General features: G+C 64.1%; 23 protein-coding genes. 15 read left to right on the forward strand and 8 right to left on the reverse strand.

Annotation, left to right across the window (positions count from 1 at the left end; all coding sequences use genetic code 11):
- The first annotated feature begins 64 nt into the window (after positions 1–64).
- The 6 genes from B1C78_RS01690 to B1C78_RS01715 all read left to right on the forward strand — a co-directional run bounded on the left by B1C78_RS01690 (position 65) and on the right by B1C78_RS01715 (position 4,946).
- Entirely contained in the window at positions 65–625 is a 561-nt protein-coding gene (locus B1C78_RS01690) for a YqgE/AlgH family protein (RefSeq protein ID WP_077277406.1), read from the forward strand.
- Positions 618–1,082: a Holliday junction resolvase RuvX gene (ruvX, locus tag B1C78_RS01695; RefSeq protein ID WP_077277445.1), complete on the forward strand. Its 465-nt coding sequence runs from the start codon at positions 618–620 to the stop codon at positions 1,080–1,082. Before B1C78_RS01690 ends, ruvX begins: the two co-directional genes overlap by 8 nt.
- A gap of 11 nt (positions 1,083–1,093) precedes the next feature.
- Positions 1,094–1,603 (forward strand): bifunctional pyr operon transcriptional regulator/uracil phosphoribosyltransferase PyrR, encoded by a 510-nt coding sequence (gene pyrR / locus B1C78_RS01700; RefSeq protein ID WP_077277446.1) that lies wholly within the window; start codon positions 1,094–1,096, stop codon positions 1,601–1,603.
- A complete protein-coding gene (locus B1C78_RS01705) occupies positions 1,600–2,610 on the forward strand; it encodes an aspartate carbamoyltransferase catalytic subunit (RefSeq protein WP_077277407.1) in 1,011 nt (336 codons plus the stop codon). Before pyrR ends, B1C78_RS01705 begins: the two co-directional genes overlap by 4 nt.
- Positions 2,607–3,890 (forward strand): dihydroorotase, encoded by a 1,284-nt coding sequence (locus B1C78_RS01710; RefSeq protein WP_077277408.1) that lies wholly within the window; start codon positions 2,607–2,609, stop codon positions 3,888–3,890. The genes B1C78_RS01705 and B1C78_RS01710 overlap by 4 nt, the downstream gene beginning before the upstream one ends.
- Positions 3,891–4,076: 186 nt before the next feature.
- On the forward strand, positions 4,077–4,946 hold the full coding sequence (locus B1C78_RS01715; RefSeq protein ID WP_077277409.1) for a dihydroorotate dehydrogenase electron transfer subunit: 870 nt from the start codon (positions 4,077–4,079) through the stop codon (positions 4,944–4,946).
- A gap of 74 nt (positions 4,947–5,020) precedes the next feature.
- On the opposite strand, the gene B1C78_RS01720 is transcribed toward B1C78_RS01715, so the two are convergent.
- The 3 genes from B1C78_RS01720 to B1C78_RS01730 all read right to left on the reverse strand — a co-directional run bounded on the left by B1C78_RS01720 (position 5,021) and on the right by B1C78_RS01730 (position 8,611).
- Positions 5,021–6,223, reverse strand: coding sequence for a PilT/PilU family type 4a pilus ATPase (locus B1C78_RS01720; protein WP_077277410.1), 1,203 nt, complete (start codon positions 6,221–6,223; stop codon positions 5,021–5,023).
- Positions 6,224–6,351: 128 nt separating this feature from the next.
- Positions 6,352–7,518, reverse strand: a complete 1,167-nt coding sequence (locus tag B1C78_RS01725; RefSeq protein ID WP_077277411.1) for a PilT/PilU family type 4a pilus ATPase — start codon at positions 7,516–7,518, stop codon at positions 6,352–6,354.
- A 58-nt stretch (positions 7,519–7,576) separates the two neighbouring features.
- Positions 7,577–8,611, reverse strand: coding sequence for a type IV pilus twitching motility protein PilT (locus B1C78_RS01730; RefSeq protein WP_077277412.1), 1,035 nt, complete (start codon positions 8,609–8,611; stop codon positions 7,577–7,579).
- 194 nt (positions 8,612–8,805) lie between these two features.
- Here B1C78_RS01730 and B1C78_RS01735 point away from each other — a divergent pair, with 194 nt between their 5' ends.
- The 4 genes from B1C78_RS01735 to B1C78_RS01750 all read left to right on the forward strand — a co-directional run bounded on the left by B1C78_RS01735 (position 8,806) and on the right by B1C78_RS01750 (position 12,060).
- Positions 8,806–9,495 carry a YggS family pyridoxal phosphate-dependent enzyme gene (locus B1C78_RS01735; protein ID WP_077277413.1) on the forward strand — a complete coding sequence of 230 codons (690 nt, stop codon included), beginning with the start codon at positions 8,806–8,808 and terminating at the stop codon, positions 9,493–9,495.
- 427 nt (positions 9,496–9,922) lie between these two features.
- Positions 9,923–10,750, forward strand: a complete 828-nt coding sequence (gene proC, locus B1C78_RS01740; protein WP_077277414.1) for a pyrroline-5-carboxylate reductase — start codon at positions 9,923–9,925, stop codon at positions 10,748–10,750.
- A gap of 32 nt (positions 10,751–10,782) precedes the next feature.
- Complete coding sequence (locus B1C78_RS01745) at positions 10,783–11,343, forward strand: YggT family protein (protein WP_077277415.1); 561 nt, start codon at positions 10,783–10,785, stop codon at positions 11,341–11,343.
- A gap of 267 nt (positions 11,344–11,610) precedes the next feature.
- The gene (locus B1C78_RS01750) at positions 11,611–12,060 is read left to right on the forward strand and encodes a DUF4426 domain-containing protein (protein ID WP_077277416.1); all 450 of its coding nucleotides are present in this window, start codon (positions 11,611–11,613) and stop codon (positions 12,058–12,060) included.
- Between the two features lie 55 nt (positions 12,061–12,115).
- Here B1C78_RS01750 and B1C78_RS01755 read toward each other — a convergent pair whose 3' ends face one another.
- On the reverse strand, positions 12,116–12,823 hold the full coding sequence (locus tag B1C78_RS01755) for a sulfite exporter TauE/SafE family protein (RefSeq protein ID WP_077277447.1): 708 nt from the start codon (positions 12,821–12,823) through the stop codon (positions 12,116–12,118).
- Between the two features lie 160 nt (positions 12,824–12,983).
- Here B1C78_RS01755 and B1C78_RS01760 point away from each other — a divergent pair, with 160 nt between their 5' ends.
- Positions 12,984–13,325, forward strand: a complete 342-nt coding sequence (locus tag B1C78_RS01760) for an HU family DNA-binding protein (protein ID WP_077277417.1) — start codon at positions 12,984–12,986, stop codon at positions 13,323–13,325.
- Between the two features lie 158 nt (positions 13,326–13,483).
- Here B1C78_RS01760 and B1C78_RS01765 read toward each other — a convergent pair whose 3' ends face one another.
- Together B1C78_RS01765 and hspQ are read right to left on the reverse strand one after the other, a co-directional pair.
- Positions 13,484–13,978: a tellurite resistance TerB family protein gene (locus B1C78_RS01765; protein ID WP_077277418.1), complete on the reverse strand. Its 495-nt coding sequence runs from the start codon at positions 13,976–13,978 to the stop codon at positions 13,484–13,486.
- Between the two features lie 11 nt (positions 13,979–13,989).
- Positions 13,990–14,301, reverse strand: coding sequence for a heat shock protein HspQ (gene hspQ, locus B1C78_RS01770; protein WP_077277419.1), 312 nt, complete (start codon positions 14,299–14,301; stop codon positions 13,990–13,992).
- 53 nt (positions 14,302–14,354) lie between these two features.
- On the opposite strand from hspQ, the gene B1C78_RS01775 reads away from it, so the two are divergent.
- Positions 14,355–15,008, forward strand: coding sequence for a 7-cyano-7-deazaguanine synthase (locus B1C78_RS01775; RefSeq protein WP_077277420.1), 654 nt, complete (start codon positions 14,355–14,357; stop codon positions 15,006–15,008).
- 101 nt (positions 15,009–15,109) lie between these two features.
- Positions 15,110–15,526 (forward strand): YkgJ family cysteine cluster protein, encoded by a 417-nt coding sequence (locus tag B1C78_RS01780; RefSeq protein ID WP_077277421.1) that lies wholly within the window; start codon positions 15,110–15,112, stop codon positions 15,524–15,526.
- A gap of 211 nt (positions 15,527–15,737) precedes the next feature.
- Here the strand turns inward: B1C78_RS01780 and yrfG are convergent, their stop codons facing one another.
- A complete protein-coding gene (yrfG, locus tag B1C78_RS01785) occupies positions 15,738–16,430 on the reverse strand; it encodes a GMP/IMP nucleotidase (protein WP_077277422.1) in 693 nt (230 codons plus the stop codon).
- A gap of 150 nt (positions 16,431–16,580) precedes the next feature.
- On the opposite strand from yrfG, the gene nudE reads away from it, so the two are divergent.
- Complete coding sequence (gene nudE, locus B1C78_RS01790; protein ID WP_077277423.1) at positions 16,581–17,129, forward strand: ADP compounds hydrolase NudE; 549 nt, start codon at positions 16,581–16,583, stop codon at positions 17,127–17,129.
- Complete coding sequence (gene cysQ, locus B1C78_RS01795) at positions 17,120–17,950, forward strand: 3'(2'),5'-bisphosphate nucleotidase CysQ (RefSeq protein WP_077277424.1); 831 nt, start codon at positions 17,120–17,122, stop codon at positions 17,948–17,950. The genes nudE and cysQ overlap by 10 nt, the downstream gene beginning before the upstream one ends.
- 307 nt (positions 17,951–18,257) lie before the next feature.
- Here cysQ and ppsR read toward each other — a convergent pair whose 3' ends face one another.
- Positions 18,258–19,070, reverse strand: coding sequence for a posphoenolpyruvate synthetase regulatory kinase/phosphorylase PpsR (gene ppsR / locus B1C78_RS01800; protein ID WP_077277425.1), 813 nt, complete (start codon positions 19,068–19,070; stop codon positions 18,258–18,260).
- Between the last annotated feature and the right edge of the window lie 33 nt (positions 19,071–19,103).

Genomic DNA, 19,103 nt, shown 5'->3' on the forward strand with positions numbered 1-19,103 from the left:
AGGCCTGTTGCGAGGGGTGGCGTGTGGCCGGATACTATTCACAACGGATGACCGTCAGAGACCCATGACCGCTCACAGCAACTTCACCAACCAGTTCCTGATCGCCATGCCCGGGCTGGAAGACCCGAACTTCTTTCACTCGGTCACCTATATCTGTGAGCACAATGAACAGGGGGCCATGGGCATCGTCATCAACCAGCCGTCGGATCTCAATCTGCGCACCGTGCTCGAGCACATGAAGATCGAGGCGGCAGACGGCGCCGATGACACCCCGGTCTACAACGGCGGGCCGGTTCAGCCGGATCGGGGCTTCGTGCTCCATCCGCCCGGCGGTTCATGGTCTTCCTCCGTCCAGGTATCCGACATCGTGGCGGTGACCACGTCCCGGGACATCCTCGAGGCCATGGCGCGCCGCGAGGGTCCCGAACAGTTCCTGGTGGCCCTGGGGTATGCGGGCTGGGGGGCCGGCCAGCTGGAGCAGGAGATCGCCGCCAATGCCTGGCTCACCACCCCCTCCGACCCGGACATCCTGTTCACCCTGCCCGCAGACCGCCGCTGGCAGGCGGCCGCCACCCGCCTTGGGGTGGACCTGTCGCTGATCAGCGGTGATGCGGGACATGCCTGAGGGCAGGGACAAGGTACAAGATACAAGGTACAAGGGAACCGCGCTGGGGCTGGATTTCGGGCAGCGGCGCATCGGGGTGGCGGTGGGTAGTGCGGGCAGCGGTGGCGGCACGCCGCTGGGCGCGGTGTCCAACCGGGGAAACCAGCCGGACTGGGCGGCGCTGGACCGCCTGGTCGCCGAATGGCGGCCCGACGCGCTGGTGGTGGGCAAGCCCTTCAACCTGGACGGCAGCGACCACGGACTCACACCGCTGATCGACCGGTTCTGCGAAAGACTGTCCGATCGGTATAAACTGCCCGTGGCCCGCGTGGACGAACGTCTCAGTTCCCGCGAGGCGGCCGAACGGCTGCGCGATGCCCGACAGAGCGGGCGCCGGGGCCGGCGCGTGCGCAAGGAGGACGTCGACGCCATGTCGGCGGTCATCCTGCTCGAGACCTGGTTTTCGGAGAGCCCGTGACGGAAGAATCCCTGACTGACGACCTGCAGACGGTGCTCAACCGCATGGCGGAGACACTGAAGCAGCGCCTGAGCGCGCGGGGCACGCCCGACCCCGTCATGATCGGCATCCACACCGGGGGCGTCTGGGTGGCAGAGGCGCTGCACCGCCGCCTCGGACTTTCCCAGCCCCTGGGCAAGCTCGACATCAGCTTCTACCGGGACGACTTCAGCCGCATCGGCATGCACCCGCAGGTCAAACCGTCCAGCCTGCCCTTCGGGGTGGACGACCGCCACATCGTGCTGGTGGACGACGTCCTGTACACGGGGCGCACCATACGCGCGGCCCTCAACGAGATCTTCGATTACGGACGCCCCGCCTCCGTGACCCTGGCGGTGCTGGTGGAACGCGACGGGCGCGAGCTGCCCATCGAGGCGCAGGTGGCCGGCCAGCACCTCAGCCTGCGCCCCGACCAGCAGGTCAAGCTGCGCGGGCCGGACCCTCTCAGGCTGGAGGTGGCCAGCATCAAGGAGCAGCCGTGAGCAGCGCGGCCGATGCTCCGCGGCTCGTGTCGGCGCCGGGCCCGCTGCCGGCGAGCCTGCAGTTCAACGAGGAGGGCCGGCTTCGTCACCTGCTCTCGATCGAGGGCCTGTCCCGGGAACTGATCACCGAAATCCTGGACACGGCGGAATCCTTCGCCAGCATGAATGCCCAGTCGGTGAAGAAGGTGCCGCTGCTGCGCGGCAAGACCGTGGTCAACCTGTTCTTCGAGGCCAGCACTCGGACACGCACCACCTTCGAGCTGGCGGCCAAACGTCTGTCGGCGGACGTGCTCAACATCAACATCTCGGCATCCGCCACGGTCAAGGGCGAAAGCCTGCTGGATACGCTGCGCAACCTGGAGGCCATGTACGTGGACATGTTCGTGGTGCGCCACGAGGCCAGCGGCGCCGCCCACTTCATTGCCCGTCACGTGGCACCGCACGTCAGTGTGCTCAACGCCGGCGACGGCCGGCACGCGCACCCCACGCAGGCCCTGCTGGACATGTTCACGATCCGCCGCCACAAGGGCGACTTCGGCGCGCTTCGGGTGGCCATCGTCGGTGACATCCTGCATTCACGCGTCGCGCGCTCACAGATCCACGCCCTCAACATCCTCAATACCGGCGAGATCCGTGTGATCGCCCCGCAGTCCCTGCTTCCTGCCCATGTCGAGTCCCTGGGCGTGCACGTCTACAACGACATCCGCGCCGGGCTGCGCGACGTGGACGTGGTCATCATGCTGCGCCTGCAGCGGGAACGCATGGAGGCCGGGCTGCTGCCGTCGGAGCATGAGTTCTTCCAGCTCTACGGCCTCACCCAGGAACGCCTGGCACTGGCCAAGCCCAAGTGTCTGGTGATGCACCCGGGCCCGGCGAATCGCGGCGTGGAGATCGACTCCCGCGTAGCTGATGGGCCGCAGTCGGTGATTCTCGAACAGGTCACCTACGGCATCGCCGTGCGCATGGCGGTGATGTCCATGATCATGGGCGGGAGCGTCAACCCGTGAAGCTGCTCATCGACAACGCGCGCCTGCTGGACCCGGCCCAGGGAGTGGATCGCAACACGCGCATCTACATACAGAAGGACATGGTGGTGGCCCTGGACGAGGCCCCCGAAGGCTTTGAACCCCAGCGGCACATCGATGCCGCCGGCCGGCTGGTGATTCCGGGCCTTGTGGACCTGGCGGCCCGGATGCGCGAGCCCGGAGAGGAGCACAAGGCCACCATCGCCTCGGAGACCCGCGCCGCCGCAAGCGCCGGCATCACCACCCTGTGCTGCCCCCCGGACACCGGCCCACCGGTGGATTCTCCGGCGGAGGTGGAGCTGATCACCCGCCGCGCCAAGCAGGCCTGCGGTGTGCGGGTGCACGCCCTCGGCGCCCTCACCGCCGGCCTCGGCGGCGAACAACTCTCGGAGATGGCGGCGCTGAAACGCGCCGGCGTACTCGGCGTCAGCCAGGCCCTGAAACCCATGGCGAGCCACCTGCTGCTGCGCCGGGCCATGGAGTATGCCGCCAGCCATGAACTGACGGTCTTCCTGCACCCCATCGACTGGTCCCTCAATGCCCGCGGCTGTGTGCACGAAGGCCCCGTGGGCACGCGCCTCGGATTGCCCGGCATCCCCGAGGCTGCTGAGACCGCCGCGCTGGGCATGATCCTGGCGCTTTCCGAGCAGACCGGCGCCCGTGTGCACCTGTGCCGGTTGTCCACGACCCGGGCGGCGCGTCTGGTGGCCCGTGCCCGCGTGGACGGCCTGCCGGTCAGCGCCGACGTGGCCGCGCATCAGCTGTTTCTCACGGACATGGACGTGGCCGACTTCAATACGCTGTGCCACGTGATACCGCCCCTGCGCAGCCAACGTGACCGCGACGGCCTGCGCCAGGCGGTGGCAGAGGGGGCCGTGTCGGCGATCTGTTCCGATCACCAGCCCCATGAAGTGGACAGCAAGCTGGCCCCCTTCCCCGAAACACGGCCGGGTATCTCGGCCCTGGAGACTCTCCTGCCCCTGACACTGAGGCTGGTGGAGGAAGGCGTACTCTCCCTCGCGGAGGCCATCCGCCGTGTGACCAGCAACCCCGCCGGCATCCTGGGCCTCCCCGTGGGCACCCTGGCGCCCGGCCACCGGGCCGACCTGTGCATCGTGGACCTGGACACGCCCTATACACCCGAGCCCGGCAACTGGATCAGCCAGGGACGCAACAGCCCGTTCTTCGGCTGGGAATTCCGCGGCCGCGTCACTCACACGCTGGTGGCGGGACGGGTTATTCACGAACAGGTGTCGGACTGAGACAAACAAAAAATGGACAGGATTAACAGGATTTGGATGGATTGACAGGATGTTATGATCAAGACCTGAAGCAAAAGGCCTTAACCTGAAAAATCTTGTAAATCCTGTTAATCCTGTCCATTCGGCCTTTAGCGCATTTCACCGCCGCGCTGCGACTCGCACCCTGCGCATGCCGGATCCCAAACCATGAAAAAGACACATCGCGGCACCATTTTCGTCGAGGACGCCGAGATCCTCGCCCACGACGCCTTTGCGGGTGATCAGTACATCCTGCGTGTTCACGCGCCCCGTTGCGCCGCGAAGGCCGAACCCGGCAGCTTTGCGCACATCCGCTGCGATGCCTTGCTGCCCATGCGCCGGCCGCTGTCCATCATGCGCACCGACCCGCACGCGGGCTGGGTGGAATTTCTCTACAAGGCGGTGGGACAGGGCACGGCATTGCTGGCTCGCCGCGCGGTGGGAGAGACCCTCAGCGTCATGGGACCCATCGGCCAACCGTTCCGGCCGCACGGGGATCGGCCCCTGACGCTGCTGCTGGGGGGCGGTGTGGGCATTCCGCCCATGGTGTTTCTCGCCTCGCGGCTTCGCACCAACCCGGTCTACCGGCCCCTGGTCTTCATGGGTTCGGAGGCGCCGTTCCCCTTCCGCGCCAGACCCTCGGAGATCATGGTGCCGGGCATGCCCGATGGCGTGATCGCCACCATGCCGCTCCTGGAGGACTGGGGCGTCCCCTGCCGGCTCACCAGCCTGTCAGGATTCTCCGGATGTCACGAGGGCTACGTGACCGACCTGGCGCGGCTCTGGCTGGAGACACTGGACACGGCGGAGCGGCGACAGGTGGAGATCTTCGCCTGCGGCCCCCACCCCATGCTCGAGGCCTGCGCGCAGCTGGCCGAGGAGTTTCACCTGCCCTGCCAGGTATCTCTGGAGGAATTCATGGCCTGCGCCGTGGGAGGGTGTGCCGGCTGCGTGGTAGAGGTGACGACGGACCAGGGTCCGGCCATGAAGCGCGTGTGCGTGGACGGACCGGTGTTTGATGCGAAGGCAGTGTTCTGAAATACGCTTGTAGGTCGGCCTTCAGGCCGACAGCGGAATCAACCATGAACTCGCTTGTCGGCCTGAAGGCCGACCTACGGCCCCTTGTCCAGCTTCGAATCCTCAAGCGGCTTGAGGTCGTCGAAGCTTGTGGCGGGCTTGCGACTGCTCTCGGAAGGCGGTGTGATCATGTCGCTGGGCATCTGCAGCGAATCGTCCTGCTGCTTCAGTGACTTCACGCCGCCGCCGAAATGGATGCGCCACTCCAGATCGCCGCGGGAATCGGCCTTGGAGAGGGCTTCCGGCAACGTGATCTTCCCGGCCTTGTAGAGTTCGAACAGGGACTGATCGAAGGTGTGCATGCCCACCGACGCGCCCTTCTCGATGATCTCCTTGATGCCGTTGATCTCGCCCTTGCGGATCAGCTCGGCGATGTAGGGCGTATTGAGCAGCACCTCGGTGGCCGGCATGCGACTGCCGTCCTTGGTGGTCACCAGGCGCTGGGACATGATGCCCCTGATGTTGAGCGAGAGGTCCATGAGGATCTGGCGCCGGGAATCGGGCGGGAAGAAATTGATGATGCGATCCAGCGCCTGGCTGGCGTTCACCGCATGCAGCGTGGAGAGCACCAGGTGGCCGGTATCGGCATAGGTCAACGCGGCCTCCATGGTCTTGAGGTCGCGGATCTCGCCGATCATGATCATGTCCGGCGCCTCGCGCATGGCCTCGCGCAGCGCGTTCTCGTACGAGAGCGTATCCAGCCCCACCTCGCGCTGCCCCACGATGGACTTGCGGTGGGTGAAGGAATACTCGATCGGATCCTCGACCGTCAGTATGTGGCCGTGGGTCTGGGCGTTGCGGTAGTCCAGCATCGCCGCCAGGGACGTGGACTTGCCCGAGCCGGTGGAGCCCACCACGATCACCAGCCCGTTCTTGTTGAGCACCAGGTCCTTGAGCACATTGGGCAGGTGCAGCTGCTCGATCGTGGGCACCTCGGACTTGATATAACGGATCACCATGGAGACTTCGCCGCGCTGCACGTAGATATTCACGCGGAACCGCCCCAGGTCCTCCACGGAGATACCGATATTCATTTCCCGGGTACGCTCGAATTCCTCGATCTTGCGCTCGTCCATGAGTTCATAGGCCATCTCCTTGACGGCCCCCGGCGCCAGCGTATGGCGGCTGATGGGGCGCATCTCCCCCTCGATCTTCACACTGGCGGGCGCCCCCACCGTGAAGAACAGGTCCGACGCATTCTTCTGCGCCATGAGTTTGAGATAGGGTTCGATATGCATGACGGCCTCAGAGGCAAGAGACAAGAGGCAAGAGGCAAGAGGGGGGCAAAGCCAATCCGCTGAGTGGCCCGAAGCTCCCGAAATCGATCTTACTTGTCTCTTGCATCTTGTATCTTGTATCTAGCGCCTTACTTAAGCATCCCGGATTGTTCCGACGTCTCTTCCACTTCCAGGTGGCCGACCTCGTCCATCAGGTCCTGCTTGCGCACGCGCTTGCTGTCGAGCTTGATGCGCAGGCGCAGATCGTTGACGGAATCGGCGTTGCGCAGGGCGTCCTCATAGGAGATGTCGCCTGCCTCGAAGAGGTTGAACAGCGCCTGGTCGAAGGTCTGCATGCCCAGTTCGTTGGACTTGGCTATCAGCTCCTTCATCTCGTGCACCTCGCCCTTGAAGATCAGGTCTGCCATGAGCGGCGAGTTGATCATGATCTCCACGGCCGGCACACGCCCCTTGCCGTCCACCTTCGGGATCAGCCGTTGGGACACGACGCCCTTGAGGTTCAGCGACAGGTCCATGAGCAGCTGCTGTCGGCGCTCCTCGGGGAAGAAGTTGATGATGCGGTCCAGGGCCTGGTTGGTGCTGTTGGCGTGCAGGGTGGACAGGCACAGATGGCCGGTCTCGGCGAACGCGATGGCATGGTCCATGGTCTCCCGGTCGCGGATTTCGCCGATCAGGATCACGTCGGGCGCCTGGCGCAGGGTGTTCTTGAGCGCGATCTCGTAGTTGTCCGTATCCACCCCGACTTCGCGCTGCGTCACCAGGCAGTTGATGTGGGAGTGGACGAACTCGATGGGATCCTCGATGGTGACGATGTGTCCATAGCTGTTCTGGTTGCGATAACCGAGCATGGCCGCCAGCGAGGTGGACTTGCCCGAACCCGTGCCGCCCACGAAGATCACCAGCCCGCGCCGGGTCATGGAGATATCCTTGAGCTGGAGCGGCAGGTTCAGCTCCTCGAAGGAGGGGATCTCCGTGGTGATCACGCGCAGCACCATGCCGGAGGTGCCGCGCTGGGTGAAGGCGTTGACACGGAACCGCGACACACCAGGCAGGCTGATGGCGAAGTTGCACTCCTGGCAGCGTTCGTACTCGGCCGCCTGCCGGTCGTTCATGATGGAGCGCACCAGCACCTGTGTGTGCGCCGGCGAGAGCGGCTGGTTGGTGATCGGCGTCATGCGCCCGTCGATCTTCATGGAGGGCGGCGCCCCCACGGTGATGAACAGGTCCGAACCCTTCTTGCTCAACAGGGTCCGGAGCAGGTCGTGCATGAAACGTATGGCCTTTTCGCGATCCATGGTTCAGATTCCAGATATCAGATTTCAGATGTCAGACCTCAGATATCAGATGTCTGATTCACAGTGCATCCGGACTGGTCGCCTTGCGGCGCGCGTCCTCCTTGCTGATGATGCCCTTGGCTAGCAGTTCCTTGAGACTGGCGTCCAGTGTCTGCATGCCCACGCCATGGCTGGTCTGGATGGCGGAATACATCTGGGCGATCTTGTTCTCGCGGATCAGGTTGCGGATTGCCGGGGTACCCAGCATGATCTCATGGGCGGCCACGCGCCCGCCACCGATGCGCTTGAGCAGCGTCTGGGAGATCACGGCGCGCAGGGATTCCGAGAGCATGGCGCGGACCATGTCCTTCTCCGCCGCCGGGAAGACGTCCACGATGCGGTCGATGGTCTTGGCCGCGGAGCTCGTATGCAGCGTCCCAAACACCAGATGGCCGGTCTCGGCCGCAGTGAGTGCCAGGCGGATGGTTTCCAGATCGCGCATCTCACCCACCAGCACGGTGTCCGGGTCCTCGCGCAGCGCCGAGCGCAGGGCCTCGTTGAAGCCCAGGGTGTCGCGATGCACCTCGCGCTGGTTGACCAGGCACTTCTTGCTCTCGTGAACGAACTCGATGGGATCCTCAATGGTGAGGATGTGACCATACTCGGTCTCGTTCTTGTGGTTGATCATGGCCGCCAGGGTGGTGGACTTACCGGAGCCGGTGGGCCCGGTCACCAGCACGATACCCCGGGGATACTCGGAGATCTTTTCGAAGATGCGCGGGCAGTTGAGTTCCTCCAGGGTGAGGATCTTGCTCGGGATGGTACGAAACACCGCCCCTGCGCCGCGGTTGTGATTGAAGGCGTTGACACGAAAGCGGGCCAGCCCGGGGATTTCAAACGAGAAATCCGTCTCGAGGAACTCCTCGAAATCCTTGCGCTGTTTGTCGTTCATGATGTCGTACACCATGCCGTGGACAATCTTGTGCTCCAGGGCGGGTACGTTGATGCGTCTGACGTCGCCGTCCACCCGGATCATGGGTGGCAGGCCGGCGGAGAGATGCAGGTCCGAGGCCCCGTTCTTGACCCCGAACGCAAGCAGCTGCGTAATGTCCATTCAGTCCCCCAAGTCTGGCGTCCAATCTCGCTTTTGCACGGAGTCTGCCCGCCGGCGGCCGGGGCGTGAAGCGGCATCGCGCATGAACGGTAGATAACACCGGGCAGACGGATGGCCGGAGATGCGCGGCAGACCGGGAAAAGACACCGCCCCGGGCATGACACCGGGTTCGAGATCGAATATAGCACAGGGCCATGACCTCCTTCGGAGAAAGACTGGCGCGCGTACAGGCGCGCATCGATGAAGCCGCGCAGCGCCACGGACGGCTGCCCGGCGACATCACGCTGCTGGCCGTAAGCAAGACACAGCCGGTGGAAAAGCTCCGCGAGGCGCTCGCCTGCGGCCAACGTCTGTTCGGGGAAAACTACGCACAGGAACTGGCGGAGAAGGCACAGGCGCTGACCGGGGAGTCGCCGCAATGGCATTTCATCGGCCCGATTCAGAGCAACAAGACCCGGCTCATCGCGGAGGTGGCCCACTGGGTGCACTCCGTGGACCGGGAGAAAATCGCCCGCCGCCTGAGCGAGCAGCGCTCCGCGGACCTGCCTGCGCTGGAGATCTGCCTGCAGGTCAACGTCAGCGGCGAACAGACGAAGTCCGGCGTGGACCCCGGCGCGCTGCCCGCACTCGCCGACGCCGTGGCCGGGCTTGCGGGGCTGAAGCTGCGCGGCCTGATGGCCATACCCGCCGCCACCGACGACGAGCAAGCGCAGCGGCGGGCATTTGCCCGTCTCCGCACGCTGCTGGAGGATCTGCAGCACCGGGGCCACCCTCTGGACACTCTCTCCATGGGGATGAGCCATGATCTTGAGGCGGCCATCGCCGAGGGCGCCACCATCGTGCGCGTGGGCACGGCCCTGTTCGGCGAACGCCGCACCGGGTGACTGCCATACACAACTGCATCTAGTGTCGTGTCCCGTAAATATCTTGCCATTCAGCGCGGCTGTGCGGGCGTGTGGCAAGGCACGCTTGCGCAGGAATGGCCACCCCCTTTCAAGCAAGCGTAACACCGCCACACGCCCGCACAGTCGCGCCCGAAGGGAGCCCCGCAAAAGCGCCAATGCGGCGTTGCGGACTCCATCCCTGGAGTCCGCCCTTCGGGCCGGCCTGCGGCCGTCCCCATCTGCTCCCGGCAGATGGGTGCACACCTTGCCAAGGGCCTGCCATTGCCTGCGGTGTGCGCCTTGCCTTGGCGCTTTTGCGGGGCTCTGAATGGCAANNAAGTCCGACAGGCTGCTAGGCCGCCGGTGGCCTTGGCGGGTAATCCGTGAGTATCATCTGCGCCATGACACGTTCGGGAAGAGTGCTGCCATGAACGAACCCATTGCCTTTATCGGGGCCGGCAACATGGCCCGAAGCCTGATCGGCGGCCTGGTCCAGGATGGCTGGCCGGAAGACGCCCTCTGGGCCGTGGATCCCGATGCAAGCCAACGGGACGCCGTGTTGCGGCGCTGGCCGTCGGTTCACGTCCACGAAGAGGCCGGGGAAGCGGTGGCCCACGCCGATGTGGTGGTGCTCGCTGTCAAACCGCAGGTGCTGCGCGACGTGGCGCGAGGTATCGCCGAGGCGGTGCAGTCACGCCGGCCGCTGGTGGTCTCCATCGCCGCGGGGGTGCGTGGCGCGGACATCGAGCGCTGGCTGGGCGGCGACCTCCCGGTGGTACGCTGCATGCCCAACACGCCCGCCCTGGTTGGCAGTGGCGCCACGGCCCTGGCGGCCAACAGCCGCGTGGACACCGGCCAGAAGGCCGTGGCCGAGTCCATCCTGCGCGCCGTCGGGCTGACGGTGTGGCTGGATGACGAGACGGCACTGGACGCGGTGACGGCGTTGTCAGGCAGCGGACCCGCCTATTGCTTCCTGCTCATGGAGGCGATGGAGGATGCCGGCGTGCAACTGGGACTGCCGCGGGAGACGGCTCGCCTCCTGGCGCTTCAAACCGCCTTCGGAGCCGCCAAGCTCGCGCTGGAGTCGGAAGACGACGCGGCCACGTTGCGCACGCGGGTCACTTCCCGGGGAGGCACCACGGAACAGGCGCTGCGGGTTCTGGAGAGCGGCGGCTTCAGGGAGCTGTTTACGCGCGCCCTGACCGCGGCCCGGGACCGCTCCCGTGAGTTGGCGGATCAACTGGGCAAGGACTGATCAACGAATAACCAACAGAGAGTCCCGACACCATGCCGACCCCGCTTCAGGACATCAGCATCTTTCTCATCTCGACTCTGCTCAGCCTTTACGTCATTGCGCTCATGCTGCGCATGCTCCTGGCGATGGCGCGGGCCGACTTCTATAACCCCATCTCCCAGTTTCTCGTCACCATTACCAACCCCCCGGTACTGCTGTTGCGCCGCTTCGTGCCTTCAATTGGCCGTCTCGACACGGCCGTGCTGCTGTTGATCGTGGCCTTCAAGATGCTCGAGATCTGGCTACTGGCCGTCCTGAGAGGTTTCCAGCCGGCCATCGGGACCGTGTTTCTGGTGACCGTGTTTCAGGTACTGCAACTGCTCATCTACGTCTACATCGTGGCCATCATCATTCAGGTGGTGCTGAGCTGGATCATGGCCGCCGGCGGCAACATGAGCCGCAATCCGCTGGCAAGCCTGCTGTACAGTCTCAACCGGCCGATCCTGGAACCCATACGCCGCGTCATGCCGCAGATGGGCATGGTGGATCTCTCGCCGCTGGTGGCCATCATCGGTCTGAATGTCCTGCTCATTCTGTTGCGTTCGCTATTCTGACCGGACGGACATTGCACAACGGCTATCGCCGCCGGAAGCCCAGCACGTCTGACCCGTGCGCCCCCTTAAGGCGGCTTCCACGGGGCTTTGCGGCGCCTGGGCTGGTGTTCCTTGCGCCCTGCAACGAACCATGAGCCGGATCAATTGCAGTCCAGAAACTCCACCTTTCAGTCGGGATTTTTGGCTACACTGCAGCTCAGGAGCGGCCTTATCGGGGGGCTCCATGGACATCTGGAGACAAGACACGTGACGGAGGAACATCGCCATATGAAACCATTGCATCTCATATCCGTGCTGCTGCTATTCGCGTTTCTGGTCGCCAATGGCGCCAAAGCGCAGGCAGGCGGCCAGCAGGACTTCGGCGATTACGTGGTGCACTACAACGCGATCAACACAGACTTTCTATCACCGGCAGTCGCACGTTCCTACGGCATTACGCGTAGCCGCAATCGGGCGCTGATCAACATCAGCGTCCTGAAGAAGACCCTCGGCGTAGGCGCCGAACCGCAGCTCGCGCACGTGACCGGCAAGAGCGTCAATCTTCGCGGGCAGACCCGGTCGCTGGATTTTCGCGAACTGCGGGATGAGAGCGCCATCTACTACATCGCGGAAATCGGTATCGACGACGGCGAGACCATGGACTTCATCATTCAGGCCGTGCCCCGAAACGGCGACCCCCTTGCGGTGCGCTTCCGCCAGCAGTTCTTCACCCGTTGACCGGACCGGCCAGGGACGGCTGTCGCACACCCCACTGAAGGAAGCAGGATCCTGGTCACAGGCCCACCGTGAATACGGCCTGTACCACCATGAACAGCCCGAAACCCGCCACCAGCACACCTGCCGATACCCGCACCGGCCGACGGCCGAGAAAGCGGCCGAGACTCGCCGCCATGACGCCCATGAGCAACAGGTTCGGGAGTGTGCCAAGACCGAACGCGGCCATCAGTGCGGCCCCCTGAAGGGGCCCGCCGGACGCGACGGACCAGATCAGTACGCTGTAGACGAGACCGCAGGGGAGCCAGCCCCAGACCAGCCCCACTGCCAGCGCCTGGCCAGGTCGGCGCACCGGCAGAAAGCGCCTGCCCAGGGGTTCCAGTCGGCGCCAGACTACGCCACCGGCTCGCTCGAGGCGGGCCAGCGCCTGCCACCAGCCTGCCAGGTAAAGACCCAGCGCCACCATGAACAGACCGGCGACGACCTGGAGCACCAACTGCGCCTGGTTGACATCCATCATTCGCGTCGCGAACCAGCCGGCACTGCCCGCGATCGCACCGGCCGCCGTGTAGCTGAGCAACCGGCCCAGGTTATATGACAGCAGCAGCGGCCAGGAGACCCCGGGCGACGGGCCTGCATCGACGCCGGGCGCGCGCACCGTGCCCAGGCTCAGGGCGGTGACAATGCCGCCGCACATGCCCGCGCAGTGCACGCCTCCGAGCAGCCCCACCAGGACGGCGGCGATGAGGGTTCCATGCTCAATCACGGCCATCGCTCCGGACCCTGTGCGCGGCGCCCGCGCACACGCCCCGAGGGTTGTTCAAAACTGTCTCGCCAGTGCAAATCCATCGTGCTATCTTATTCCGCGTTTCACACCAACTCATCTGTAATCGAACGCGTTTCGCGTTCCAACCGGGAGCCACTTCATGGCAGCAAAGAAGACCGGTGCCGCCTCCGGCGCGGCACAGAAAGCCCCTACGAAAACGGAAATTTACACCCACATCGCCAGTGAAACCGGCCTCAGCAAGAAGGATGTGGGCGCAGTCATGGACTCGCTTCAGGGGCTCATCCAGAAAAGCGTGAAGCCCCGCGGTCCGGGTCTGTTCACGCTGCCGGGCCTGCTCAAAATCAAGGTGGTCAAGAAGCCCGCCACCAAGGCGCGCAAGGGCCGCAATCCCGCCACGGGAGAAGAGATGATGTTCAAGGCCAAGCCGGCGCGCAAGGTGGTCAAGGTACTGCCGTTGAAGAATCTCAAGGAAATGATCTGAGCGCTGCAGTCAGGCGCCATGAAAAAGCCCGGCATTGCCGGGCTTTTTCATGGCGCCTGACTGCAGGATTCAATATTCAAGATTCAAAATTCAAAGGGGCCTATCTCGCACGCCGCCCCTGAACTTTGAATATTGAATCTTGAATCTTGAATCTTGAATCAAGCATCCCCCCTCTGCTGTTCCTCCACCTTGAGCTTGGTCCTGATATACACCGAATGCGGTACGTACAGCAGGTCGGCGATCTTGCGCACGGTGTACTCCTGGTGCTTGTCGAGTTCGCCCTTTGCATAGGCGACGAGCCAAAGGTCTTCCATGATACGGGCGCGTGCCCGGGCGTCGAAATGCTCGTTGATCAGGCGTACGAACGGATGCAGTGAGAGCAATTCGTCGCTTTCCGCCCGGGCCAGATCGAGCAACTCGCGCGTTTCCTCGTCGGTGAAATCGAACTGGCGCTGCAGAATGTCGGCGATGGCCGTGAGCTCCTTGTCGTGAACGTGGAAATCCGCGCGACTGACTTCCAGCAGCAGCGCCGCCGTGGCGAGGTGCAGCCCGTGGGCCGGATCGCCGGCGGTACGGGAGATCGTCGGCGGTGATACGTCAGGTGACGCCGGCGCGATGTGCCGCTCGAAAAAGCCCCGGATGCGATCGAGCATGGTGCCGGCGTTCAGTTCACCTGGGTCCGTGCGCGATACATGCCGTTCTCGAAACTGCTGAAGAACGTCTCCACGTACGGATGTTCCACGGGCACGCTCGGGTCACCCGGCTCGAGGTTGCGCTGGGCCACATAGGTCTCCACCGGCTGACCATCCACCAGGACGTGATACCAGGGCTCGTCGCGGGGCGGGCGGCTTTGTGCCATGGCCTCGTACCACTCCTCGGTACCCTGAAAGACCGGATCCACGTCCACGACCACGCCCCGATAGCCGAACAACCGGTGATGTATGATCTGTCCGATGCTGTACATTGCCTGGTTCATAGGTTGCGGTACCTCGCGCCTGGAATCCTTCTCTCCTGAATATGGGGCCATCCTTGTCAATTTCGAGTCCCCGGCAGACCGCCGGTTCCGTGCTTCTGCTGAGTGGCGGCATCGACAGCGCCACCCTGCTGGCCATGGAGGTGTCCCGAGGCCCCGTGACGCCGCTGGTGGTGGATTACGGCCAGCGGGGCGCACAGCGCGAGGCAGCGGCCTCCCAACGGCTTTGTGCGGCGCACGACCTGAAGCCGGTGCATCTCGATCTCGCGGCCGTGGGGGAACGCTTCCGCGAGGGCCTGAACAGGCGGGCCCACGTACCCCTGCCCCATCGCAATCTGGTGATCCTCTCCCTCGCCATCAGCTACGCCGGTCGGGACGGCAGCTCCCGGGTCGCCCTGGCCCTCAATCGCGAGGACCTGACCGCCTATGCCAGCGCCTCGTCGTCCTTCCTGGAACGTTTCAGGACGCTGGCAAACACCCTGCAGCCGGGACTGGAGATCGCCACCCCCCTGATCGATCGCGACAAGGCCGGCGTCATCCGGCTTGGCCACGAACTGGGCGTGGACTTTGCAGTTACCTGGAGCTGCCTGCTCGGTTACGAGACCCACTGCGGGTCCTGCCCACAGTGCCGCCAGCGCCGTGAAGCCTTCCGGGCGGCGGAGTTACCGGATCCCACCCGCTACCGGCATAACCCCGGCACCGGGACATGAGCAGCGTGCTTGGGTATCATCCCCTTGCCGAAGGACATCGGACAGCGCGACTCTCATGAACCCGTGCCGCATATAACCTCAGTACCCGCAGTGAGACCCCCATGAACCGACTGGCCGACATACCCGTACGTCCCGCCGCCAACGTGAAGATCACCCCGGAGAACAAGTGCGACTTCTGCACCAACTCCAAGTGCTGCACCTATATCACGCAGGAAATCGACACGCCGCGTTCCAAGTACGACTTCGAGCACCTGCTCTGGCAGGTCTCCCACGAGAACGTCAAGGCCTACAAGGACGAGGACGGCTGGTATCTGCTGGTGGAGGCCCGGTGCACGCACCTGCAACCCGACGGACGCTGCGGCATCTACGCCGTGCGCCCCGAGATCTGCCGCGAACACACAAACGACTACTGCGAGTACGACGCCCCCGCCGAAGACGGATTCGACCTCTACTTCCCGGATTACGAGTCACTGCTGAAATACTGCAAGAAACGGTTCAAGAAGTGGAAGAGAGGGTGAGCGTCTTTCATCCGTAGGATGAAAGACGAAGGATGAAGGATGAATGAAGCCACCCTTCTCTTGAATGCTGAATGCTGAATGCTGAGTGCTGAGTGCTGAGTGCTGAGTGCTGAGTGCTGAGTGCTGAGTGCTGAATGAAACCACCCCTCCCTGGCCCTCCCCATGAGGGGAGGGGAATCACGGGTTACACTCTGCCTTCATCCTTCCTCCTTCAACCTTCCGAAGGAAACCCGAGTTCCCTGAAGTCCCCGATCGCCGGAAACTCGCCCGTGTCCATCTCGGGGCGGCGGCTGTCGGGGCGGCGTACGGCGCGCAGGTGTGCGATACCGTAGTCCCGTGCGGCGCGCAACACGGCCAGGTTGTCGTCCACGAACAGGGACGACGCAGGATTGAAGGGGGTCTGTTCGCGCAGCCTGTCCCAGAAACCCGGCTCCTCCTTGGCGCAACCGAGATCGTGGGCGGTCACCACCTGGTGGAAATGGCAGCCGATCTCGGTACAGGCCAGCTTGAGGTCCAGGCTGTGGCGGTGCGCATTGGTCACCAGCATCACGTGACGACCGCTGCGGCGCACGGCGTCCAGGAACGGTTCCACGTGCTCGTGCACCGATATCAGATGAATGACCTCCTGCTTGAGGGCCAGGATGTCCACCTCCAGTTCCCGCGCCCAGTAGTCCAGGCAGTACCAGGACAACTGCCCGCGCACGGCATTGGTGCGCGCGATCAGCCAGGGGCGGATCTCCGCCTCGTCCACACCCCGCAGCTGCGCCAGACGCACGGGCAGGTGCTCCTGCCAGAAATGGTTGTCGAAGTGCAGGTCAAGCAGGGTGCCGTCCATGTCCAGCATCACGGTATCCACCTGATCCCAGGACAGCGCGCCAGAATTTGATTTCTTGGGTGCAGCCATAGGGGGCATTATCCCGCAAAAGCGCCCGACGCCACACCCCGTCAGTCTCCCCCGGCGACGCCGATACTCGGCCCGCCGTCCGTACAGGCGACGGGGCACTGCGGTACAATTCGGCATCAGATCATCGGGGGTCCCACGCAGGAGACGGCAGTGCCCGAAAAGCCAAAGATCCTCAGCAGCCGCACCGTTGCCCGCAGTCGCCTGTTCCATGTGGAGGAGATCGAACTGGAGTTCTCCAACGGTGTGAACACACGCTACGAACGGCTGGTGGGATCGGGCCGGGGCGCCGTGCTGATCGTGCCGGTTCTGGACGACGGCCGTGTCCTGCTCATCAGGGAGTACGCCGCCGGCACGCATCGATACGAACTCGCTCTGCCCAAGGGACGCATCGAACCCGGCGAGGACATGCTCGTCGCCGCCAACCGGGAGATCATGGAGGAGGTGGGATACTGCGCCCGCGAACTGATCCACCTCACCTCCCTCACCATTGCCCCGGGATACCTGAGCCACACCACGCACGTGGTGCTGGCCCGCGACCTGCACCCGCAGCGCATGCAGGGTGACGAGCCCGAGGATATCGAGGTGGTACCCTGGCCGCTGGCCCGCATCGAGGAATTGAGCGGGCGCGAGGATTTCACCGAGGCGCGCAGTATCGCCGCCCTTTACATGGCCCGTGACAGGATCAAGACATGGCGTTGACAGATCTGCCTGAAGGACTTTCGCTGGAACACCTGCGCAACAACGCCTGCCTCATCGCGCGCCAGGCAGGCCGGCTGATCCTGGACGTCTACGAGCAGGCGTTCGAGGTCAGCGAGAAGGCCGACCGTTCGCCGCTCACGGAAGCGGATATGGCGGCGCATCATCACATCGTCACAGCCCTCAAGGACCTGACGCCCGACCTGCCCGTCCTGTCGGAGGAATCCGACGGCATACCCTACTCCGAACGCTCGACCTGGCGCACCTACTGGCTGGTGGACCCCCTGGACGGTACCCGGGAATTCGTCAAGCGCAACGGCGAGTTCACCGTGAACATCGCCCTGATCCACGATCACGAGCCGGTGCTCGGTGTCGTCCACGCACCCGTGCTGGACGTGTGTTATGCGGCGGCCCGGGGTCTGGGTGCGTCGCGCATCACCCACGGCGGAGATCCGGAACCCATACGCATCAGCCGGCGCCGGCGCCGGCCCGTGGTCGCGGGCAGCCGCTCCCACGGCACGGAGCGCATGGAACAACTGCTGCAGCGTCTGGGTGATCATGAACTGGTCAGCATGGGCAGTTCCCTGAAGTTCTGCCTCGTGGCGGAGGGCCGCGCCGACGTCTACCCCCGCCTGGGCCCCACCTGCGAGTGGGACACCGCCGCGGCCCAGTGCGTCGTCAGCGAGGCCGGCGGCCGGGTGGTGGACCTTAACGGCCAACCGCTGCGCTACAACACCCGAGAGTCCCTCAGAAACCCCGAGTTCCTCGTAACCGGAGACGACCGCTGGCTGGACACGCTGACCGGCATTGCGGCTTCGATCTAGTGTGCTGATTGTTTAACCACGAAGCGCACGAAGGACACGAAGGAAGTCAAAAGCATATTCCTCTCGCAAAGAACGCCAAGAGAATCTGAAACCGGGTAGGTTGGGGTGAGGAACGAACCCCAACATGCGATGTCTGATAGCCGCCAATGCTGTTGGGGTTCGCGCAGCTCACCCCAACCTACGAAACTTTCTGTGTTTCAAGAAACTACTTTTGGTTTTCTTGGCGTGCTTTGCGTCTTTGCGAGAGAAAGGTTTTTTCTTTGTTCTGGTCTCTTCGTGTACTTCGTGCGCTTCGTGGTTGAAACAATCAGATGCGCCGCTGCAAACCGGACTGGTTGAGCAGCGTGGCGGCGATTTCCTCGACGGACATGAAGGTGATGTTCAGGAAGGGGATGTGCTCGCGGCGGAACAGGGACTCGGCCGCCGCCAGTTCGCGGCGGCATTGCTCGGGACTGGCGTACTTGGTGCCGGGACGACGCTCGGCGCGGATCTGCTGCAGGCGTTCCGGATCCACGGTCAGGCCGAAGAGCTTGTTGCGATAGGGCACCAGCTGCCGGGGCAGGTCGCCGCTCGCCAGATCATCCTCGGTCAGCGGATAATTCGCAGCCTGGATGCCGTACTGAAGCGCCAGATAGAGACATGTCGGCGTCTTGCCGCTGCGTGATACGCCGATGAGGATCAGGTCCGCCATGGGGTATTCGCGCACGAGCGCGCCGTCATCGTTGGCCATGGCGTAATGCAGTGCGTTGATGCGCCGCGTGTATGTGTGCAGGTTACCCATGCCGTGGGAACGCCCGGTGGCCGGGGCCGCCTCCATGCCCAGGGCCTCCTCCAGCCGGGGCGTGAAGGCGTCGAAGAAATCGAACACCACGCCCTTGCAGTGTGCAATGCCCTCGCGCAACCGGCTGTCGATCAACGTGCTGAATACCAGCGGCGGCACGCCGTCATGGTCCGCCGCCCGCGCGATGCGCACCAGCACGGCGTCCAGTTTCTCAGGGGTATCCACGAACGGCAGGCTGACCGGGTTTACCTTCAGGTCACCGAACTGCGTCAGCAGCGTATGGCCCAAGGTCTCGGCAGTGATGCCGGTGCCGTCGGAGATGTAGAAAACGGAGCGCATGATTTGTTAAGGATGAAGGCTGAGGGCTGAATG

The sequence above is a fragment of the Thioalkalivibrio denitrificans genome (genome assembly GCF_002000365.1).
In the GTDB taxonomy this organism is placed as follows: Bacteria; Pseudomonadota; Gammaproteobacteria; order Ectothiorhodospirales; family Ectothiorhodospiraceae; genus Thioalkalivibrio_A; species Thioalkalivibrio_A denitrificans.